Source organism: Tissierella pigra (assembly GCF_009695605.1).
Classification (GTDB): Bacteria; Bacillota; Clostridia; order Tissierellales; family Tissierellaceae; genus Tissierella; species Tissierella pigra.
In genome coordinates, this window is sequence record NZ_VUNQ01000001.1 from 100172 (window position 1) to 121976 (window position 21805).

General features: G+C 28.8%; 21 protein-coding genes. All 21 read right to left on the bottom strand.

The genetic code is table 11. The annotated features are described in order from the left end of the window. Nucleotides 1–395: 395 nt before the first annotated feature. Entirely contained in the window at nucleotides 396–1016 is a 621-nt protein-coding gene (locus FYJ83_RS00565) for a WecB/TagA/CpsF family glycosyltransferase (protein WP_326828272.1), read from the bottom strand. 395 nt (nucleotides 1017–1411) lie between these two features. After that, nucleotides 1412–2605: a pyridoxal phosphate-dependent aminotransferase gene (locus FYJ83_RS00570; RefSeq protein WP_154438047.1), complete on the bottom strand. Its 1194-nt coding sequence runs from the start codon at nucleotides 2603–2605 to the stop codon at nucleotides 1412–1414. A 26-nt stretch (nucleotides 2606–2631) separates the two neighbouring features. Continuing rightward, nucleotides 2632–3015: a PadR family transcriptional regulator gene (locus tag FYJ83_RS00575; RefSeq protein ID WP_216585154.1), complete on the bottom strand. Its 384-nt coding sequence runs from the start codon at nucleotides 3013–3015 to the stop codon at nucleotides 2632–2634. Beyond that, a complete protein-coding gene (locus tag FYJ83_RS00580) occupies nucleotides 3015–3830 on the bottom strand; it encodes a PHP domain-containing protein (protein WP_154438049.1) in 816 nt (271 codons plus the stop codon). Before FYJ83_RS00580 ends, FYJ83_RS00575 begins: the two co-directional genes overlap by 1 nt. Nucleotides 3831–3895: 65 nt before the next feature. Further along, nucleotides 3896–4156, bottom strand: a complete 261-nt coding sequence (locus FYJ83_RS00585) for a stage V sporulation protein S (RefSeq protein ID WP_154438051.1) — start codon at nucleotides 4154–4156, stop codon at nucleotides 3896–3898. Nucleotides 4157–4232: 76 nt separating this feature from the next. Continuing rightward, nucleotides 4233–5768: a ribonuclease Y gene (gene rny, locus FYJ83_RS00590; protein WP_154438053.1), complete on the bottom strand. Its 1536-nt coding sequence runs from the start codon at nucleotides 5766–5768 to the stop codon at nucleotides 4233–4235. A 163-nt stretch (nucleotides 5769–5931) separates the two neighbouring features. Continuing rightward, on the bottom strand, nucleotides 5932–6585 hold the full coding sequence (locus FYJ83_RS00595; protein WP_154438055.1) for an AAA family ATPase: 654 nt from the start codon (nucleotides 6583–6585) through the stop codon (nucleotides 5932–5934). A gap of 4 nt (nucleotides 6586–6589) precedes the next feature. Next, entirely contained in the window at nucleotides 6590–6838 is a 249-nt protein-coding gene (locus FYJ83_RS00600; RefSeq protein ID WP_154438057.1) for a hypothetical protein, read from the bottom strand. An 11-nt stretch (nucleotides 6839–6849) separates the two neighbouring features. Further along, the gene (locus tag FYJ83_RS00605; RefSeq protein ID WP_154438059.1) at nucleotides 6850–8304 is read right to left on the bottom strand and encodes an AAA family ATPase; all 1455 of its coding nucleotides are present in this window, start codon (nucleotides 8302–8304) and stop codon (nucleotides 6850–6852) included. Next, complete coding sequence (locus tag FYJ83_RS00610) at nucleotides 8294–9286, bottom strand: metallophosphoesterase family protein (RefSeq protein ID WP_326828273.1); 993 nt, start codon at nucleotides 9284–9286, stop codon at nucleotides 8294–8296. The genes FYJ83_RS00605 and FYJ83_RS00610 overlap by 11 nt, the downstream gene beginning before the upstream one ends. Before the next feature lie 39 nt (nucleotides 9287–9325). Further along, nucleotides 9326–10384, bottom strand: coding sequence for a recombinase RecA (gene recA, locus FYJ83_RS00615; protein WP_154438063.1), 1059 nt, complete (start codon nucleotides 10382–10384; stop codon nucleotides 9326–9328). An 80-nt stretch (nucleotides 10385–10464) separates the two neighbouring features. Continuing rightward, on the bottom strand, nucleotides 10465–11703 hold the full coding sequence (locus FYJ83_RS00620; RefSeq protein ID WP_154438065.1) for a competence/damage-inducible protein A: 1239 nt from the start codon (nucleotides 11701–11703) through the stop codon (nucleotides 10465–10467). 11 nt (nucleotides 11704–11714) lie between these two features. After that, nucleotides 11715–12260, bottom strand: a complete 546-nt coding sequence (gene pgsA / locus FYJ83_RS00625) for a CDP-diacylglycerol--glycerol-3-phosphate 3-phosphatidyltransferase (RefSeq protein ID WP_154438067.1) — start codon at nucleotides 12258–12260, stop codon at nucleotides 11715–11717. Further along, nucleotides 12257–13585 carry a 30S ribosomal protein S12 methylthiotransferase RimO gene (rimO, locus tag FYJ83_RS00630; RefSeq protein WP_154438069.1) on the bottom strand — a complete coding sequence of 443 codons (1329 nt, stop codon included), beginning with the start codon at nucleotides 13583–13585 and terminating at the stop codon, nucleotides 12257–12259. Before rimO ends, pgsA begins: the two co-directional genes overlap by 4 nt. A 1-nt stretch (nucleotide 13586) precedes the next feature. After that, a complete protein-coding gene (locus tag FYJ83_RS00635) occupies nucleotides 13587–15794 on the bottom strand; it encodes a DNA translocase FtsK (RefSeq protein ID WP_154438071.1) in 2208 nt (735 codons plus the stop codon). A gap of 61 nt (nucleotides 15795–15855) precedes the next feature. Beyond that, entirely contained in the window at nucleotides 15856–16557 is a 702-nt protein-coding gene (locus FYJ83_RS00640) for a ClpP family protease (RefSeq protein WP_154438072.1), read from the bottom strand. 123 nt (nucleotides 16558–16680) lie between these two features. Continuing rightward, entirely contained in the window at nucleotides 16681–16920 is a 240-nt protein-coding gene (locus FYJ83_RS00645; protein WP_154438074.1) for a YlmC/YmxH family sporulation protein, read from the bottom strand. Nucleotides 16921–17073: 153 nt separating this feature from the next. Beyond that, on the bottom strand, nucleotides 17074–17505 hold the full coding sequence (dut, locus tag FYJ83_RS00650; RefSeq protein WP_154438076.1) for a dUTP diphosphatase: 432 nt from the start codon (nucleotides 17503–17505) through the stop codon (nucleotides 17074–17076). 12 nt (nucleotides 17506–17517) lie between these two features. Then, on the bottom strand, nucleotides 17518–18789 hold the full coding sequence (locus FYJ83_RS00655; protein ID WP_154438078.1) for a M16 family metallopeptidase: 1272 nt from the start codon (nucleotides 18787–18789) through the stop codon (nucleotides 17518–17520). A 17-nt stretch (nucleotides 18790–18806) separates the two neighbouring features. Then, entirely contained in the window at nucleotides 18807–19517 is a 711-nt protein-coding gene (locus tag FYJ83_RS00660; RefSeq protein ID WP_154438080.1) for a polysaccharide deacetylase family protein, read from the bottom strand. A 103-nt stretch (nucleotides 19518–19620) separates the two neighbouring features. Continuing rightward, nucleotides 19621–21717 carry a polyribonucleotide nucleotidyltransferase gene (locus FYJ83_RS00665; protein WP_154438082.1) on the bottom strand — a complete coding sequence of 699 codons (2097 nt, stop codon included), beginning with the start codon at nucleotides 21715–21717 and terminating at the stop codon, nucleotides 19621–19623. Nucleotides 21718–21805: the final 88 nt, after the last annotated feature.

A 21805-nucleotide genomic window follows, 5' to 3' on the forward strand; every position in this document is an offset into this window, starting at 1 on the left:
TTTGAAGTCCTTAAAGCCCATTTTAAAAGGTCAAAATTTAAGCATTTATCCATTATATAATAAGTAAGCTCTTAAATAGACTTGTAATATTATTATTTTATATAATCTATAAACTACTCTTTAGATTTATAAATTTAAAATCCTAAAATGAAGTTATTATCAATTCTGTTATAAGAAACCTAGTATCCATTGGTCATACTGTTGCTCTATTCCATTTTTTTAAAGTGATGTAAAATATTTTTTTAAAACTCAGTTCCACCAAAATAATTAACATAATTATATTATGTATACATTTATGAAGTTGTGCTTTAAAATGAAAGTAGTTGACATATTATATTTATGTGAACTACTTAAGTTCAATGATAAGTGTCAGATTTTACTAGGTATATCCTATTTTAATTTTTACTAATTACTTCACCAAATACTCTATATGCAAAAATCTTTAACCGTTTCTGTCGTTCCTTTCGTGAAGGAGTGATGATTCTACGGTGTAACCATTCTAACTTCATTTTTTTCCAAATCTCTGGTGTACGTTTAACTTTTCCTGTAATAACATCTAAACTTCCACCTACACCAAAAGTAACTTTCGCAGGAATTCTATCTTTATATGTATATATCCATTTGTCTGCCAATGGTGATCCTAATGCAACAATAAGGATATCTGGTTTTGAGTTTTCAATATCTTCAATTATCTGTGTCTCTTCTTGCTTATTGAAGAAACCATTATGCCTACCCGCAACTTTAACATTAGGATAATTTTCAACTACATATTCCTCCATCTTTTTGTTTACTGATTCCTCTGATCCAAAGAAATAAAAAGACCATCTTCTTTGGTTTCCCAATCTTAGTAATTCTAAAAGTAAATCAAAACCAGTAACACGTTCAGGTATTGGATTTCTTTTTAATTTTGATGCTAAAACAATGCCAACTCCATCAGGAGTAATTAAGTCAGATTCGAGTGATATTTTCTTTAATTCAGGGTCCTCCTGAATATCTATTGCAATTTCTGGATTCACAGTGATGATGTGAAACGTTTTATCTCTGTATTCCTTAATCTTATTATCAATTAAATCAACAGTATCCAATAAAGTTAATTTTGAAAATCAAATTCCTAAAATATTTACATAATTATTCATGTTTCATCTCCACCTTTTACGATTTAAATAAATTACAAAATTGTAAAAAAACTATTTACCTTTATCATAATCTTGAACATAAAAATATTCCAGAATGCTCTTTAGTCATTTTACTTCTTTCTCTAATTTCTTAATATGCTTGTTTTTTGACACAAACCGAACAATTCATATACACAATATACTATATATACTAATAATAATCAAATGGTTTTACAAAAGAAGAATGGTTGACATATTATATTTATGTCAACCATTCTTCTTTTGTAAATTATTTTTTATTCTTCTACTATTTCTTTAATTCTTCTTAATCCTTCTTTAATATTATCCATAGATGTAGCATAAGAAAGTCTTATATATTTATCATCACCAAAAGCTACTCCAGGAACTACTGCTACCTTAGCTTCATCTAATAATAAGTTAGCAAAATCCATAGAAGAGTTTATTTCTTTACCTTTAATAGTTTTGCCTAATAATTGTGTGAAGTTTATCATTATATAAAAAGCACCTTCAGGTTTTCTACAACTTAATCCCTTAATGGAATTTATTGTTTCTGCCATATAATCTCTTCTCTCAACAAAATGTCTTTTCATCTCTTCTACACTAGCTTGATCACCTTTAAGACCTTCAACACTTGCATATTGAGATATAGAACATGGATTAGATGTTGCATGACTTTGGATATTGCTCATTATCTTAACTATCTTTTCATGGGCTGCTGCATATCCAATTCTCCAACCTGTCATAGCATGGGATTTTGACATACCATTGATTACTATTGTTAAATTTTTTATATCTTCATTTAAAGAAGCTATACTGATATGCTTATTATTATCATAAATTAATTTTTCATAAATCTCATCAGAAATAATAAACACTTTGTTTTTTACTGCCCAATCAGCGATTGCTCTTAATTCTTCTTCAGTATAAATAGATCCTGTTGGATTGCTTGGACTATTTAAGATAATAGCTTTAGTTTTGTCAGTTAAAACTCTATTTAAATCCTCTACGTTAAATTTGAAATCATTTTCTTCTTTTGTTTCAATATAAACAGGAACTCCATCAGCTAATTTTACTAAGTCTGGATAGCTAACCCAGTATGGAGTACCAAATATAACTTCATCTCCAGGATTAAGTATTGCCAACAAAGCATTATGTATAGAATGCTTTGCACCACTTGATATTATAATATTACTTGGTTTATAATCTAGGTTATTATCTTCTTTAAATTTTTCGCATATAGCATTTTTAAGTTCAACTATTCCAGAAGCTGGAGTATATCTAGTCAAACCCTCTTTTATTGCTCTAATTCCTTCATTTTGAATATTCTCAGGTGTATTGAAGTCTGGCTCTCCTGCACCAAAACTTACAACATCTATTCCAGAGTCTTTCATAGCTTTTGCCTTTGCAGTAATTTCCAAAGTAATAGAAGGTTCAATTCTTAAACCTTTAGTTGATAAAATAAAATCCATGAATAATCATACCTCCATAATTATATTTATATTTTTTCCTTATATATATCTTTTAACACATTTTTAACAATAAGTAAAGAATCTTCGAAAGAAGATTTGTTTTGTAGCAATAATATTTTATAATGTTTTATTCCTTCATCTGTTATCCTATATCTTCTTATGGATCTTTTTTCAGGCTCATCCCATGAACCTTCAATATATCCCTCACTTTCCAACTCCCTAAGTAGTGGGTATATCATCCCAGGACTTGGCTCCCATTTGTTGTCTAATCTTTTTTTTATTTCATCTTTAATTTTATTACCATAATAAGATTTTTCATTTAACAAATGTAGTATATAAAGTTTTACAAAGGAAGTAGTACTTATTTTGGTTGGAAATTGTCTTTGTCTTTCACCTTTATATATACTCACTATATCCTCTCCTTAAATTTAGGATTATCATCAATATTGATGAAGTAGTTACCTAACAATTCTTTTCCATCCTTAGAGTCTCCATGAAAATCAGAACCTCCTGTAATAATAAGATTATTTCTTTTTGCAATGTTCATCAAAAGATTAGTATCTTCTTCACTATGTTTAGAATGTATACATTCTAGTCCATTTATATCTAATGAAATACAATAATCTATAATTTCTTTATTCTTCAATAGACCAGGATGAGCTAAAATAGAAATTCCACCAATATTTTTAATTAAGCTTATTATTTCACCAACACTTATTTTATATCTATCTACATAAGCTGGTTTACCTCTATCTAAGAATTTATCAAATCCTTCTGATACATTGGAGATATAGCCTTTCTTAATCATGGCTCTTGCAATATGTGGTCTGCCTATATACCCTTTTCCTGAAAACTCCATAACATCTTCTAGTGTAAGTGTCATACCTAGTTCATTTACTTTTTTAATCATATCTATTCCACGATTCCACCTAGATTTTCTCAAAGTATTTGTCAAATCTATGAGTTCTTTATTTTTATAATCTATAAAATACCCTAGTATATGTACTTCTTCATCCTCAAATATACAACTAAATTCAATACCAGGTATTATTATGAAATCATTATGTTTTTTACCATATTCCAATGCTATTTCTATTCCAGTTACTGTATCATGGTCTGTAATTGCTATGCCCTTTAGATTCTTTTCAATAGCTAAATCCACAACTTCATTTGGAGAATACAAACCATCTGAATGGTTTGTATGAATATGTAAATCGAAAAACATAGTTATCCTCCTTTAATCAAATTATACTTAATACAAAAAACCCGCCATATTGGCAGGTTTTTGTATTATCTTGGTTCAATAATTAGTTTAATAGCTGTTCTTTCTTCACCATCTATTATAATATCCGTGAAGGCTGGTACACAAATAAGATCGATTCCACTTGGAGCAACAAAACCTCTTGCAATAGCCACTGCTTTTATAGCTTGATTTAAAGCTCCTGCCCCTATTGCTTGGATTTCAGCAGCTCCTTTTTCTCTTAAAACACCTGCTAATGCTCCTGCAACAGAATTTGGACTTGATTTTGCTGATACTTTTAATACATCCATTAAAATATCCCCCTCTAACTAAATTTTTTAAATATAATTTTTACAATATTTAATTTTACATTTATTTAAAAAATCATTATTTAGCATATTCAATAGACCTAGTCTCACGTATTACATTTACTTTAATTTGGCCTGGATAATCTAATTCAGCTTCAATTTTCTTTACAATTTCCCTTGCTGTATGAATCATTTGGCTTTCAGAAACTTCTTCAGGCTTTACTAAAATCCTAATTTCACGACCAGCCTGGATTGCATAGGATCTTTCTATTCCTTCAAAAGAATTTGCTATCTCTTCAAGCTTCTGTAATCTTTTTATATATGTTTCAAGAGTTTCCCTTCTTGCACCTGGTCTTGCAGCTGATATAGCGTCAGCTGCTTGTACTAAAACTGCTTCAACAGTTTCAGGCTCACAATCTCCATGGTGAGCAGCAATTCCATGTAAAACTTCTTTAGATTCTTTATATCTTCTAGCTAAGTCTACTCCTATATCAACATGAGGACCTTCTACCTCATGATCCACTGCTTTACCTAAGTCATGAAGTAAACCTGCTCTTTTTGCAATTTTTATATCTGCTCCTAACTCTGCTGCCATTATTCCAGCAAGATGAGCAACTTCTATGGAGTGTTTCAATACATTCTGTCCATAGCTCGTTCTATATTTAAGTCTGCCTAGAAGTTTAATTAATTCTGGATGAATGCCATGAACACCTGCATCAAAAGCAGCTTGTTCACCTTCTTCTCTAATTATATTATCTACTTCTTTCTTAGCTTTCTCGACCATCTCTTCAATTCTAGCAGGATGGATTCTGCCATCAACTATGAGTTTTTCTAAAGCAATTCTAGCTATTTCTCTTCTTACAGGATCAAATCCTGATAAAACTACGGCTTCTGGAGTATCATCAATAATTAAATCAATTCCAGTTAATGTTTCTAAAGTCCTAATATTTCTACCTTCTCTACCAATAATTCTACCCTTCATTTCATCATTTGGAAGGGCCACAACTGTTACTGTAGTCTCAGCTACATGATCAGCTGCACATTTTTGTATTGCAGTAGATATAATTTCTCTTGCTTTCTTATCAGCCTCTTCTTTGGCTTTATTCTCGGTTTCTTTAATCATAATAGCAGATTCATGTACTACTTCTTTTCGAATTTCATCTAGTAATAATTCTCTTGCTTCATCTGAGGTTAAACTAGAAAGTCTTTCTAATTCTAAAACTTGACTTTTATAAATATCATCAATTTGAGTTTCTTTATCTTCTACTTCTTTAATCTTCTTAGATAGTAATTCTTCTTTTCTTTCAATAGCATCAGATTTTCTATCTATGCTTTCTTCCTTATTAATGATTCTTCGTTCAAGTTTTTGAAGTTCATTTCTACGCTCACGATTTTCCTTTTCAGCTTCACTTCTAAGCTTATGAATTTCTTCTTTAACTTCTAATAGAAGTTCTTTTTTACGAGCTTCTCCATCTCTTTCAGCATCTTCAACAATTCTTTTAGCTAACTCTTCAGCATTATTTATTTTACCTTCGCCAATATTTTTTCTTATTAAATAACCAGCGATAATTCCAATAATTGCTCCGAGAAGTCCTTTTAAAATGTCAATTATCAATAACTAAACACCTCCTATTGTATTAAATTTTCAAGTTTCAAACTACATTTCAAATTTCATTGATTATAAGCATAATAAAAGCTTAATAAATTGAAATAGTAAATATGTATAGGATATACATATAGTTTAATTCTATTACTTTTATAAGACAATGTCAAGACAATTAAGATGTAATCCTTGTTACAGTGCTTTCAGAGCCTTTTAACTCAACTCTATAAGCATCATTCCCAATAGAGGCTAAATGGTCATTGTGAGTTACCATAATAATTTGTCTGTTGAATAGTTCTGATGTTTGTTTTAAAAAATCTGCAACATTGAAAATATATTCATCACTAACATGTTTAGCAGGTTCGTCTAAAATTAAAGGTCCCTCTATCTTAGGTTTATGAGTTTGTAAAAATGCTATTCTAAGGGCTAAAGAAACAATATCCACAACTCCCCCACCTCTAGATAATTCAGGTTTAGTTTTGATTAAAATATCTTCAACTTCATTAACAACATAAAATTCTGCATTTGACTTTCCTCTTTGTTCTTCTATTTCAATTAAAAATTTAATGTCAGATTCAAATATAAACTGTAGGCATTTAGTTACTAAGGATTCAATCTGATTTTTAGATTGTTCCCTAGCAAATTCAGATGTTTTTTGAAATAAGATACAAACTTTAGATAATAAGTCTAGATTTTTTTCTATTTCAGCAAGGGAATAATTTGCTAATTCTAATTGCTCTTTAACTTTATCTTTTTTTCCAGATTCTCTAGCTAAATGTTCCTTGAGCTTAATTAAAGAATTATTCAATTCATCTATATTAGCTGTCATTTAATCACTTCTTTTCCAATAAATCTTTAGGTAATAATTTATTTGCTTCTTGAAATAATTTATCTATATCTAAAGTTAGTTTATTTATTTCATCTTCTAACTCTTCTGGCTTTATACCCAAAGCATTTAATTCTTTGATGATTTCCTCTTCTTGCTGATTTAGTTGTTCTAGTCTTGCCTCGGCTTTATATTTTAGGTTTTTGGCTTTTTCCAAATTTTCTTTTAAGTCATTAAGTTCTTTTTCATAATCCATCACAATACCTCCTAATTATAATGATCTATAATATGATTTATTTTTTCATCATCAATAACACTAAAGCATAAAGGACAAACTTCTTGCTTCAATAATATTTCTCTATATCGCATAATTTGAGTTTCAACTTGATTTTTATACTTATCTTGTAAGATTTTTGTTTGGATAATATCTTTTCTATTGGAAGTATATCTATCCTGTAATTTATTTAAGGTAAGAAGAAGTTTAATTTGTTTTTGTAGTTTTTCATAAACTACAGAGATTCTATCTACTTCCTGTAATCTTTCAACATATTTTATTCCAATGGCTAAACTTTTATTGAGAGAAGAAGTCTGTTTTTGAAATGATACTAGCCTAGTTAATTCTTTAATATCATTATCAATCCTACGAATATTATCTTGTAAAATATCAATAGAGTCTAGCTTATTCCAAATTATTTTTATATCTTTGATTTCTGAATTTAAGTTTTTAAATTTGAGATTATAGTTAACTAAATTAATTCTTAGGTTACATGATGAGGCTATATTTACCATATGATTTTCCGCTACTTCAATATCCTTCAAAGATTTTAAAACTAATTTAGTATTAGACTTATTTAATAATAATCTATTTAAGTTATCTTTTTGTTTTTTTAATTCCTTATACTTACTAGCATTTAACGAAATATTATTTAATATCTTATCTAAGGATTCTATACCACTAAGTTCTTTTATATAATAATTTACTTTATTTTTTTCTTGGTAAATAGATAAATGTTTTGTTAGTAAAACTTTATATCTATTAAGAGATATATTTTTATCCTCTATTTGCTTTTTGATATTATCAATATAGAAAATAGTATTACTTAATTCTTCTAAATAATTATACTCAAGTAATTCCTTCTCTAATTGATTTATATTATCCTCTACATTTCTTTTAGTATTAGATAAATTACGAGTATCCTTTAAGGCTTCTCTTAAGGCATCATCAATAATATTAACACCTACAAGTCTACCAATGGAACTTGCTCTAGTTGAAGTCTTTTCCGATAATAAGAAAGCTCCTTCTAACTGATCACTTAAATTTATTGCCTTAGAAAGATCACTATCTAATAATATTTTTTTTATTCCTGTTTTTTCTATAATCTCATAGGGAACAGAAGTGCCAAATCCCTCAAATTTAGTTTCATTATTATATATATCATAAAGAAAGTAGATATTTTTACTTTTACTCCTATATCTCTTTATCTTAGTTCCATCATTGAATATAACTGTAACACTACATTCACTTTCACCTTCCCTAATAAAATAATCTCCAGAAGGTTCATTATAAAGAGCCCACCTAATTCCCCTAAGAATTGCAGTCTTACCACTATCTGATGGCCCAAGGATAACATTTAGCTGATTATCGAATTCTAAAACTGAGTATTTATGAGATTGAAAGTTTTCTAAAATTACTTTTTGAATATATATCATACTAATCACCATTTAAACCCTTCATTTGAATAAGAGCAATTCTTTTAAGCGCTTCAATCTTTACATCTTCTTCTACATCTTCCGCAGTAGAAACTTCTATTAATACTTCATTTATATCCATTTTTTCAAAATCTAAAGCTGCATCTATAGTTTGTTTAAACTCTGTAATTCTTTCATTTTTAAATAAGTTTTTTTCTATTTCTTGTCTATCCAGCACATTTGCACCTGGAAAAGCAGTTTGTAGAGGAACTTCTCTTATTATAATATCTTCCTTTAATTCTATTATTACTACTTTTGGGATTCTTTCTATTTCTCTTAGACTATTTGTTACTCTAACTAAACTTCCTGGATTGATAAAGTATTTATTATTGATTTTACTGGTTTTAAAACCAGAATGATAATGACCACAAAGAGTAATATCTGCTAAAGTATCCTTTATATCATCAATTAAAGTATAAGGTATTCCTTTTATAAAAGGCTTATCGAGAAGCATACCATGTACCATATGGATAGAAAAGTTTACATCATCTTTTACATCTTTTAATATATAGTAATCTCTTTTATCTAAGGAATCAATATCATATACATAGGGCTGACCTGTTAGTTGAACTTTTACATTATCTTTTTCCAGAATGATTTTTTCATTAGATCTAATTAAATTAATTACTCCAAGTGCATCTAATAATCCCAACATAGTTCTATTAACAGTATCAGGGTTATGACCGTATATATCGTGATTTCCACTAATTAGATAAAATGGGACTTGTATTTTATCCAAAATCATTGCAAATTTACTAGCTATTGATATAGATACATCTGGTCTGTCAAATAAATCTCCACCGTGTAATACAAAGTCTATTTTATTTTTCTTAATTATATCATTGATTTCAATTAACTTCTTTTCCAAGGTATCTACAAATATATCTTTTCTGTTTTTAGGAGTATTCCCTCTTATATGAGTATCAGTAAAAAATAATAAATTCAAATATAACACCTCACAAATAAACCTCCTATAACATTAGGAGGTTTAGGTTTATTTATCTTTTTCATTCTCTGAATTGTTAGTCTCATGTATAGAACTTGTATTGTTGTCATTATTTTTATCTAAATCAAATTCAGCACGAATTCTATTTTCAACCTCTAAAGCTACCTCAGGATTATCTCTTAAGAAGTCTTTAGCATTTTCCCTTCCTTGTCCGAGCTTATGCTCATTATAACTATACCAAGAGCCAGATTTATTTATAATATTAGCAGCCACACCGGAATCCAAAATATTACCTTCTTTAGATATACCAGTACCATACATAATATCAAACTCAGCTTGTTTAAAAGGTGGTGCTAATTTGTTTTTTACTACTTTTACCCTAGTTCTATTTCCAATAATATCATCACCTTGTTTTAGAGATTCTATTCTTCTTATATCTAATCTTATACTTGCATAGAACTTCAGAGCTCTACCTCCCGTAGTGGTTTCAGGACTACCAAACATAACTCCAACTTTTTCTCTAAGTTGGTTAATAAACATTACAGTAGAATTAGATTTATTTATTGTACCTGCTAATTTTCTAAGAGCTTGGGACATAAGTCTGGCTTGAAGGCCTATATGACTGTCTCCCATTTCTCCATCTATTTCTGCCTTAGGAACTAAGGCGGCAACAGAGTCAATAATTACTATATCTACAGCTCCACTTCGAACTAGAGCTTCTGCTATTTCTAAACCTTGTTCTCCAGTATCAGGTTGAGATATTATTAAATTTTCAATATCTACTCCTAATCTCTTGGCATATGCAGGGTCTAAAGCGTGTTCTGCATCTATAAAGGCAGCTATACCACCAAGTTTTTGAGCTTCTGCAACTATATGAAGAGAAACTGTAGTTTTACCTGAAGATTCAGGACCAAAAATCTCAATAATTCTTCCTCGAGGAATTCCACCAATTCCTAAAGCAATATCAAGATCTAAAGAACCAGTTGGTATTACATCAATATTTAATTTTGCATCCTCTCCTAAACGCATAATTGATCCTTTTCCAAATTGTTTTTCAATTTGATTTAAGGCCAAGTCTAAAGCTTTTTTCTTTTCGCTATTATCCATATTAATACCCAGTTAAACTGGATTCACCCCTTTCACTTTTCGAACATTAGTTCCAACTATATATTATAACATAATCAGATTTAAGTCAATGATTTATTTAATAAAAAATTTCTTAATTCAGCAAAGGCTCTAGTGGTAGTTTTATTTTGTATAGTTTCCCTATTTCCACTGAAATTGCACTTAATAGATATAGTTTTTTCTTTACTAGAAATACCTAAATATACTAATCCAATAGGCTTATTTTCAGTAGCACCATTTGGACCGGCAATGCCTGTTACAGATAAAGTTATATCTAAGTTGGACTTAATTCTAAGTCCATTGGCCATTTCTATAGCTGTTTTTTCACTTACAGCTCCAAACTCTTCCAATGTACTAGATTCTACACTTAATTCCTCTATTTTAGAATTATTACTATATGAAACAATTGCCCTATCAAACACTTCAGACACTCCTGGTATTCGACCAAAACGACTACTTATTAACCCACTAGTACAAGATTCACAAAAACCGATTTTAAGCTTTCTTTCTCTTAGTATATTAAATACTACGACTTCTATAGGAATATTATCGAAACCATAGATGTATTTATGGAATCTATTTTGTAATATGTTGATTATATTATAGACTTTGTCTTTTATTAATTCCTCATTGTTTCCTTTACCGATTATTTTTATTTCTGTTTCACCTTCTTTAGCGAAGGTAGCAATCATAACAGAAGGTTCACTGTTTATTAAATCTTTAATATCCATCTCTAATTGCGATTCACCTATTCCAATTAAGTTAATAGACTTTTTTATAATAATAGAATCTTCATGAATACGAGGTATTACTTCATTATTAAACATTAACTCCATTTCATTAGGAGGTCCTGGAAGCATTATTATTTTTTTATTATCTTTAGATAAAAAAATTCCAGGAGCTGTACCTATAGAATTGTTTAAAAACTCACTGCCTTCTAATTTAAAAGCTTGTTTAATATTATTTGATGGCATGGATTTATCTAGTCTATTGAATATGCCTTCAATAGATTGTTCCATATCTTTATCTCTTACTAACTTTAAATTTAAAGACTCAGCAATGACTTCTTTTGTCATATCATCATCTGTAGGTCCTAATCCGCCAGTAGTAATTATAATATCTGATCTTTGTAATGCGATGTTCATAATATTTTTGACTCTTTCTCTATGGTCATCAACAGAAGTATGATAATAGGTTTCAATTCCTATATCTAATAATTTACTAGAAATATATTTACTATGGGTATTTAAAGTACTACCTGTAGTAATTTCAGTTCCTATTGTAATAATCTCTGCTATCATTTTATCACCTTTTACTTTATACCCATTTTTAGGGCTGATTTATTTCTATATATATAGTCTACTCCAGATACTATGGTAAAAAACAAGGAAATATATAACATAATCATATCAAAAGGAAAATTAATTAAATTAAAAGGAAAATTATTAATCAATAAAAATATTATTGCTATTAATTGAGTAATAGTCTTAATTTTCCCCAAGGGGCTTGCTGCTATAGTTATTCCTTCTGAAGCTGCAATTACTCTAAATCCAGTAATAGTAAATTCTCTGGCGATAATAGTGACTACTACCCAACCAGGAATGGCACCTAGATCAACAAGAGAGATAAGAGCAGCAGAAACTAAAACCTTGTCTGCTAAAGGATCGATAAATTTTCCAAAGTTAGTGATCATATTTCTGCTTCTAGCAATATATCCATCTAATGTATCAGTTAAAGATGCAAAAATAAAAACTCCAGCAGCTATATAAGTACTATACTTAATGTCAGAGTATAGTACTAACATAAAAATAGGAACTAAAAATACTCTAAAAATGGTTATTTTATTTGCTAAATTCATTTGATTGCCTCCCCTATTAAGTCATATTCTAAAGAATCAGTAATTTTAACTTTAATAAAACTACCTAACTCTATATCTTGAGAAGAATTAACATATACAACTCCATCAATATCAGGACTATCCATATATGTTCTGCCTATATAAAGGTTCTCTTCTGAAAGCTCTTCTATTAAAACATCAAATATCTTTCCAACTTTATTTGTCATAATTTTTTCTGATAACTCTTGTTGGAGTATCATAATTTTATCTTTTCTGATTTCTTTTATTTCATCTTCTATTTGATTTGGAAGATTATATGCAGGAGTATCTTCTTCTTTTGAATAAGTAAACACTCCCAGTCTATCAAACTCTATATCTTTAATAAAATTATAAAGTTCATCGAATTCTTCCTCAGTTTCTCCAGGGAATCCCACAATAAAAGTTGTTCTAATTACTATATCTGGTATTTCATGTCTTAATTTATTAATTAAAATTCCAATGTCTTCTTTACAAGTTCTTCTATTCATTCTTTTTAAAACATTATTATTTATATGCTGTAATGGAATATCTACATACTTAAGTACTTTCTCATTATCCTTCATAGATTGAATTAATTTATCATTAAAATTATCAGGATATAAATATAATACTCTAATCCATGAGATACCATTTATATTATTTAGCTGATTCAACAATTTATATAGAGAGTATTCACCATATAAGTCTATTCCATAATCAGAAGTATTTTGCCCAATTAAAATTATTTCTTTAGTTCCATTATTGGCAAGGCTTTTTACTTCTTTCACTATATCTTCTATTTTTCTACTACGATGTTTTCCTCTTAATTTGGGAATGATACAATAAGTACAGAAATTGTCACATCCTTCAGAAATTCTAACGTATTCAGTAGTATTAAAGTTAATTCTAGTTACTTCTTCTAAATAATTAGTATTAATACTTCCTATCTTTTTAATTCTTTCTTTTTTAATTTCTATTTCATCAATAATAGAGGATATTTCTTTTATATTTCCAGTTCCTATTATTGCATCAATATCTGTAATTTCATCCATCAATTCTTGAGAATATCTTTCTGCTAAACATCCTGCTAATATTAAATATTTACAATTACCCTCATCTTTATACTTAGTCATCTCCCAAATAGTTTCTATGGATTCTTCTTTAGCTTTATCTATAAATCCACAAGTATTTACAATAATAATTTCTGCTTCATCTAAAGACTCAGCTTTTATATAATTATTATCCTTTAATATGCTCATCATTAATTCTGAATCAATTTCGTTTTTGGAACATCCTAAAGTAACTATAGAAATCCTTTTTAACTTCATTTTATCTCTCCTTAAGTTTTAAGTCTAAATCATCTGGTGTTAATAATACTTTTCTCGGTTTACTTCCTTCATATCCTCCTATGACTCCTCTTTCTTCCATTTCATCTACTATTCTGGCAGCTCTAGCATATCCTATTTTTAATTTCCTTTGTAGTAATGATATAGAGGCCTGTCCTTCTGCTACTACTAATTCTATTGCTTTAGGCAACAAATCGTCACTATCATTAAGTTCTATTTCTTTGGGATTTTCTATTATTTCAATTATATCTTCATTATATTCTGTAATATCCTGGGATTTTAGGGAATTTACTACGGCTTCTACCTCTTCATCAGATATAAAAGCTCCTTGAAGTCTAGCAGGTTTAGAATAAAAAGAGGGGTAGAATAACATATCACCCTTACCTAATAGCTTTTCAGCTCCAGACATATCAAGTATAGTCCTAGAGTCAACTTGTGAGGATACAGCAAAAGATATTCTGGAAGGTATATTAGCCTTTATTGTCCCAGTTATAACATCTACAGAAGGTCTTTGAGTAGCTACAATTAAGTACATTCCTGCTGCTCTAGCCATTTGGGCTAATCTACATATATAGTCTTCAATTTCTTGTGCTGCAACCATCATTAAATCCGCTAGTTCATCAATGATTATAACTATCATAGGCAGCTTTTCTTCATTGTTTTCTTTGAGTTTATTATTATAGGAGTTAATATCTCTTACATTATTTTGTGCAAATAATTTATATCTTTTTTCCATTTCTTCTACAGCCCAATTCAATGCAAAAGAAGCCTTTTTAGCATCAGTTACAACTGGAATCAGTAAATGTGGTATACCATTATAAATATTTAACTCTACTACCTTAGGATCAATTAATAACAGCTTAACATCTGCAGGTGAAGATTTATATAAAATACTCATAATAATGGTATTGATACAAACAGATTTTCCTGAGCCAGTAGCACCAGCAATAAGTAAGTGCGGCATTTTATCAATTGTAGAAACTATAGAGTTTCCAGATACATCTTTGCCAAGAGCTAAAGGTATATGAGAGCCTATATTATTATAAGCTTCAGACATAAGAATTTCTTTTAATAATACACTACTTTTAGTTTTATTTGGAACTTCAATTCCTACAGCTGATTTACCTGGTATTGGTGCTTCAATTCTTATATCTGATGATGCCAAGCTTAATGCTATATTATCAGATAAGGAAACAATTTTACTCAACTTTATACCAGGAGATGGCTGTAATTCATAGCAAGTTATAGTAGGTCCTTTATTAATTTGATTAATAGTAGCATCAATACCAAAGTTTTTCATAGTTTCTTCAATTATCTTAGCATTATTTAATATCTCCTTTTTATCATTTCCATCTTGGTTATTTGTAGGTGAATTTAGTAATGATAATGATGGGATATTATATGTAGAAACTTGAGTTTTTTCCTTTTTACTTTCTATTTCTTCATTTATAGTATTTAATACTGTATTATTTGAATCATCTTTAAAACTTATTTCTTTGATTTCTTTAATTAAGTTTTTCTTCTCTTCCATAGAAGCATTTTCCAGAGATTCTTTAATGTGAATATCTTTTTTGATTTGTTTTAGCTCTATATCGTTAATTATCTTAGGTTTGCGTTTTTTATTCCTGTGATTTTTAGATTCCTTATCAATTAAGGTTATTATATCTTTAACTTTAATGTTTGTAATTATCAATAAGTTTATTATTACTACAATCATTAAAACTAAATAAGAACCAATAGCTCCAAAAAGTCTATAAAAGAAAAAACCAAAGAAACTTCCGAATAATCCACCACCTTTTCCAACTTTACTTAATTCTATTGCATTATTCATTCTATCAAGGAAAGAGTAATCAAAGGGATTTATTCCATCAAGTAATATTAACATACTTAGAAAAATAAATCCCATAGATAAAATAATTTTGTTCTCTTTAAAATTCAAATTGTCCAAAATAAAGATTATACCTGCCATTATTATAACTAGAGGAAAAAAGTAGCTACCAAATCCCATAAGTGAAAATGTAGTACTTTGAATTATGGATCCTATAATTCCCATTTTCGAACTAAACAAACTTACTATAGCAACTATTCCAAATCCAATAATAATTATACCTATAATGTCTCTGTTAAATTCCTTTTTTTCTTGTATTTTTTTTGTAGTTTTATTATTCTTTTTTTTCTTATTTCTTTCCAAATAAAATTCCCCCTTTTAAACTACATACTGTAGCTATTATAGCATAATTTGGAATTCTATTCTATTTATTTTTCCCTTCTATTAACTCCTCTAGCTTTTTTAAAGCTTGTGAAAATCCTCCTACTTCATCTATTAAATTATATTTAACAGCTTCTTCTCCAACTAATATAGTGCCAACATCATTTGCTATTTCATCTGTAGAATACATTAGTTCATTTAAAATTTCATCAGTTATATTAGAAGTTCTTAGAACAAAATTTATTATTCTTTGCTGCATCTTTTGAAAGTATCTGAATGTTTGTGGAACACCTATGACTAAACCTGTAGTTCTAATGGGATGTATAGTCATTGTCGCCGTAGGAACAATAAAAGAATAATCAGTCGATGTAGCTAAAGGAACCCCTATACTATGACCACCACCTAGTACTAAGGATACTTTTGGCTTATCTACTGAATTGATTAATTCTGATAAAGCTAATCCAGCTTCTACATCTCCGCCTACAGTATTTAAAATAATGAAAATGCCTTCAATTTTAGGATCCTGTTGTGCTGCTATTAATAATGGAATAATATGTTCATATTTTGTTGCCTTCTTATCATTAGGAGCAATAGAGTGGCCTTCTATTTCTCCTATTATAGATATGAATTGAATATTATTTTTTGCTTCTGGAACGTTTGATACTCCAATTTCCTTAATATTATCTATATTGTCCTTTTGCTCTTGTGTATTGTTTTCTTTATTTTCCTTATTTTTATTTATCATTTTTTTCCTCCTATTAAATAATATATATCTATAGGATTTACTTTAAAATCAATAATATTCAAAAGCAAAAAAATACATATATCTTGATAGATATATGTATTTAAATATATAAGTATTTTAGCTTTAATCTAATTCTATAATAATCATATCATAGCCTATTTTTCTAATGGTATCCCAAGGTATTTCAAATCCATTTGTATCAAGACCAAATAATCTAAAACCTAATCTTTTTTCGGGAACTAATAAAGATATGATCTTGCCTGTATCTTCATCAATTAAAAAATCACTATCTAATATTAAACCTAGCCTACCGCCATTATTTAGGTTAACTATTTCTTTTTCACCCAGTTCTGATAATCTCATATAATCTCCTCCTAGTTATTTATAGAACTTTTTATTTATGATTTTAAAAAAAATTTTATTGTTTGTATTTTAGTAGAAGTTTTCCTTATATTAAATAATATTCATAAGAAAAAAAAATATGAGTTATCAATTATGATAACATCTTATTAGACACTAGTATCCTGAATGACCAAATCCGCCATCATCTCTATATGTTTCATCTAGTTCAGAAACTATTTTAAGTTCAACTTTCTCATATTTAAGAAATACAATTTGTGCAATTCTATCTCCTGGGTTAATAGTATAAGTTTCTTTTCCAAGATTAATTAAGATTATTTTTATTTCACCTCTATAGTCACTATCAATAGTTCCTATGCCATTGGCCAATGTTATCCCATGCTTTAATGCTAATCCAGATCTACCTCTGATTTGTCCTTCATATCCCAGAGGTATAGATATAAATAAGCCTGTGGGAATCAAGGCTCTATCTAATGGTTCTAATACTATAGGTTCTATAATGTTAGCTTGTAAATCTAGACCTGCTGCACCTTCCGTTTCATATTTAGGTAATTTAAAATTACTTTTGTTTATTATATTGATATTCATAGTTCATCTCCTCTAAAATAGTATATTTTTAATTTCGTCTTCAGTTTTATCTTTATTTTTCATATTTCCAACATAGGCTATATTGACTTTTTTATTGTTAAATATTATATTAGCAACATTTTCTATACTATCCATATTCACATTATCAATTTTATTTAATATTTCATCTTGTGATTGAATTCTATTAAAAATAGATACGGATTTACCAATTTCATACATTCTGCTAAAAGTTCCTTCCATTCCAAGGACATAGCTTCCTTTAAGCTGCTCTTTAGATTTATTTAATTCATCTTTTGATATTAAATTCTTCTTAATATCTTCTATTTCTTTATCAATACAATTAATTGCTTTTAATAGCTGAGATGGATGTAATCCTGCATAAATATTAAATATTCCTGTGTCTTTATATGATGAAGGAAATGATTCAATAGCATAGGCTAACCCTAAATCTTCGCGTATTTTTTGAAATAGTCTTGAACTCATGCTTCCACCAAATACATTATTTAATACTAATAATGATTCTATTTCACTATGTGTTACAGGCAGTCCTTCCATTCCAATTGAAAGATGTAATTGCTCTGTATCTTTATCAATTCCTTGTAAATCATTTGTAAAGTTATATATAGTTCCATCATTTTTATCTCTTTGTCCAAATTTATTATAATATCCAAAATGATGGTTCAACATTTTTAAGACTTCTTTAGCATCTATATTCCCTGCCAGTGATATAACTATATCCTCAGGCCTATAGTTATTCTCAAAATAATATATAATCTTTTCTCTATTGAAACATTTAATGTTTCTTTCTGTACCAAGTATTGGATAAGCATAAGATGTATTCTTAAATATTATTTCATTAAGAAGTTCACTAACCATATCCTCTGGCGAATCTAAATACATATTTATTTCTTCTACTACTACTGTTTTTTCCTTTTCAATATCTGATTCTAGAAACTGAGAATTAAATAACATATCTCCAAGTACATCAATAGCAATATCTATATGATTATATAATACCTTTGCATAATAACAGGTGCTATCCTTACCAGTAAAGGCATTTAGATGTCCTCCTATATTATCTATTGATTCTGCTATATCTTTCGCTGTTCTCTTCTGAGTTCCCTTAAATAGCATATGCTCTATAAAATGAGATACACCATTATTTTCTTTATTCTCTTTTACTGAACCATTATTAATAATAATTCCAATAGAAACAGAGTTGACATGAGGTATATTCTCCATAACAACTCTTATACCATTATCTAATTTATCTATTAAGTACATACTTTCCTCCAATATTACTAGTTTTTTATTACATCACTTATTGTACCAATATTATAGCCATTTTCATATAGGTAATTTATTATATCTGGTAATGCTTTAACGGTTTCTGAAGTAGGGTGCATTAAAACTATGGCAGAATTATGAATTTTTTGAGTTACTCTTTTAAAAATTATATCTTTAGTACTATCTTCTCTCCAGTCTATTGTATCTACACTCCACATTATAAGTTCATAACCTAAATCTTTTACTGCCTTTACTGTATTATCATTATATGCTCCTGATGGTGGTCCAAAATACTTTGAATCAATTCCTAGTATATCTTTTATTATATCATGAGCCTTTTGAATTTCTTCTCTATTTCTATCATAATTTAATTTATCATAATCTATATGACTATATCCATGATTTCCGATTTCATGTTTAGCATTATAAATATCTTTTAGTATCTCTTTGTTTTTTTCTGCCCATTTACCTGTTACAAAATATGTAATTTTAATATTATTTTCCTCAAAGATTTTTAACATTTCAGGAATATATTCATTTCCCCAATCTACATTACAAGCAAATGCTACTACTTTATCATCTACATTTCCCTGATAATACACATCACTATTAAACGTTTCCTCTGATTTGTTATAAACTTTGAATATAATTAAACTTATAATTACTACTAATAATAGGATTGAAATAGTTAATAAACTTTTTTTACTTATAATAAATAATCTCATCTACATCCCTCCAATATACTTTATAATATATATATTCAAAGGATAATTTAATATACTAAAAAATAAAAACATGAACCTTAATATGGTTCATGCAATTAATATATTATTCTTCAGTTTTTGGTTCTTCAGGTAATAAAACTTTTCTAGAAAGATTTATTCTTCCTTGATTATCTATTTCCATTACCTTAACTAATACTTCATCTCCAACTGCTAATACATCTTCTACCTTATTGACTCTTTCTCTAGCTATATTGGATATATGAAGTAAACCTTCTTTACCATTTAGAACATCTATAAAAGCTCCAAAGTTAGTAATTCTAGTAACTTTTCCTAAATAGATTTCTCCTGGCTCTACTTCTTTAACGATTTTATTAATCATATCTATGGCTGTTTCGCCACCTTCTTGTGTTACTGAAGCAATGAAAATCTTACCAGTGTCATCAATATCTATTTTTACACCTGTTTCATCTATTATTTTATTAATTACTTTTCCGCCAGGTCCAATTATATCTCTTATTTTATCTGGATTTATTTGCATAGTATATATTTTAGGAGCATACTTAGATAAGTTTTCTCTAGGAGTAGAAATAGTTTCCATCATCTTACCTAATATATATAACCTACCTAGTCTTGCTTTTTCTAACGCTTCTTCTAATATTGGTTTATCTATACCTGCTATTTTTATATCCATTTGTATAGCAGTAATTCCATCCTTAGTTCCTGCTACCTTAAAATCCATATCTCCTAGATGATCTTCCATACCTTGAATATCAGATAAAATGGCTACATTGCCTTTTTCTTTTATAAGTCCCATGGCAATACCTGCAACTGGCGATTTTATAGGAACACCTGCATCTAATAATGCTAAAGTACTTCCACATACACTTCCCTGAGATGAAGAACCATTAGAACTAAGAACTTCTGATACTAATCTTATTGTATATGGGAATTTGTCTTCAGATGGTATAACAGGTTCAAGAGCCCTTTCAGCCAATGCTCCATGACCTATTTCTCTTCTTCCTGGTCCTCTTAGTGGTCTAGCATCTCCTACAGAATATGGTGGAAAATTATAATGATGCATATATCTTTTAGATTCTTCTTCTCCTAATCCATCAATAACTTGTGCATCACTAATTGCACCTAATGTAGCTATTGTAAGAACTTGAGTCTGACCTCTCTTAAATAATCCTGAACCATGAGTTCTAGGCAACAAACCTACATCTGTAGTAATAGGACGAATTTCATCTACTTTCCTATTATCTGGTCTTATCCCTTCTTCTACAATCAATCTTCTAACTTCTTCTTTTAGCATATCTTCAATTACTACATTTATATCTTGCTCTGATTCTGGATATTCTTCAATAAAAGTATCTTTTATTTCTTTGTTTACTTTATCTATATTATCTAATCTTTCTTGTTTCTCAAAAGTATTTATAGCTTCTATTAGTTTTTGTCTACCAAAAGCAACTATCTTTTCTTTTATTTCTTCATTAGGTTTAAATAGATTATATTCCTTTTTTTCTTTGCCCATTTCATTTTTGATTTCTTCAATAAAGCCACATAGATTTTTAATTTCATCATGAGCTTTTAGAATTCCATCTAACATAACTTTTTCTGTTACTTCATTTGCTCCTGCTTCAACCATCATTACAGCACTTTTAGTTCCAGCTACCACTAAGTGAATTTCTGATTTTTCTCTTTCTTCACTATTTGGGTTTACGATAAATTTACCATCTATTAATCCAATAATAACTGACCCTGTAGGTCCATCAAATGGAATATCTGATATAGATAGTGCAATAGATGATCCAATCATTGCTACAATCTCTGGAGAATTATCTTGATCTGCTGATAAAACAGTGGCTATAACTTGTACATCATTTCTGTATCCTTCCGGGAATAATGGTCTAAGTGGTCTATCTATAAGTCTTGATGTTAAAATAGCCTTTTCACTTGGTCTACCTTCTCTTTTAATAAATCCACCTGGTATCTTCCCTACTGAATATAATTTTTCCTCATAATCTACACTAAGAGGGAAAAAATCTATTCCTTCTCTTGGCTCTTTAGATGCTGTGGCAGTTGCTAAGATTACTGTATCTCCATATTGAACCATACAAGCACCATTAGCCTGTTCTGCTACTTTGCCAATAGTTACAATTAGGTCTCTGCCAGCCAAATTATACTGGAATTTCCTTTCCATGCAATACCTCCTTAATTTTATTATATTTATTATATCCATATTCATAAAAAATATCTAATATAAATCAATAGAGCGGGAAATCCCGCTC

Excerpts from the sequence above, each read along its gene's own strand:
- FYJ83_RS00640 (WP_154438072.1), bottom strand. The coding sequence starts at position 16,557 with ATGATAAATAAAAATAAGGAAAATAAAGAAAACAATACACAAGAGCAA.
- pgsA (WP_154438067.1), bottom strand. The coding sequence starts at position 12,260 with ATGAATTTAGCAAATAAAATAACCATTTTTAGAGTATTTTTAGTTCCT.
- FYJ83_RS00665 (WP_154438082.1), bottom strand. The coding sequence starts at position 21,717 with ATGGAAAGGAAATTCCAGTATAATTTGGCTGGCAGAGACCTAATTGTA.
- FYJ83_RS00645 (WP_154438074.1), bottom strand. The coding sequence starts at position 16,920 with ATGAGATTATCAGAACTGGGTGAAAAAGAAATAGTTAACCTAAATAAT.
- FYJ83_RS00585 (WP_154438051.1), bottom strand. The coding sequence starts at position 4,156 with ATGGATGTATTAAAAGTATCAGCAAAATCAAGTCCAAATTCTGTTGCA.
- FYJ83_RS00620 (WP_154438065.1), bottom strand. The coding sequence starts at position 11,703 with ATGATAGCAGAGATTATTACAATAGGAACTGAAATTACTACAGGTAGT.
- rimO (WP_154438069.1), bottom strand. The coding sequence starts at position 13,585 with ATGAAGTTAAAAAGGATTTCTATAGTTACTTTAGGATGTTCCAAAAAC.
- FYJ83_RS00595 (WP_154438055.1), bottom strand. The coding sequence starts at position 6,585 with ATGACAGCTAATATAGATGAATTGAATAATTCTTTAATTAAGCTCAAG.
- FYJ83_RS00570 (WP_154438047.1), bottom strand. The coding sequence starts at position 2,605 with ATGGATTTTATTTTATCAACTAAAGGTTTAAGAATTGAACCTTCTATT.
- dut (WP_154438076.1), bottom strand. The coding sequence starts at position 17,505 with ATGAATATCAATATAATAAACAAAAGTAATTTTAAATTACCTAAATAT.
- recA (WP_154438063.1), bottom strand. The coding sequence starts at position 10,384 with ATGGATAATAGCGAAAAGAAAAAAGCTTTAGACTTGGCCTTAAATCAA.
- FYJ83_RS00660 (WP_154438080.1), bottom strand. The coding sequence starts at position 19,517 with ATGAGATTATTTATTATAAGTAAAAAAAGTTTATTAACTATTTCAATC.
- FYJ83_RS00580 (WP_154438049.1), bottom strand. The coding sequence starts at position 3,830 with ATGTTTTTCGATTTACATATTCATACAAACCATTCAGATGGTTTGTAT.
- FYJ83_RS00600 (WP_154438057.1), bottom strand. The coding sequence starts at position 6,838 with ATGGATTATGAAAAAGAACTTAATGACTTAAAAGAAAATTTGGAAAAA.
- FYJ83_RS00605 (WP_154438059.1), bottom strand. The coding sequence starts at position 8,304 with ATGGTGATTAGTATGATATATATTCAAAAAGTAATTTTAGAAAACTTT.
- FYJ83_RS00655 (WP_154438078.1), bottom strand. The coding sequence starts at position 18,789 with ATGTACTTAATAGATAAATTAGATAATGGTATAAGAGTTGTTATGGAG.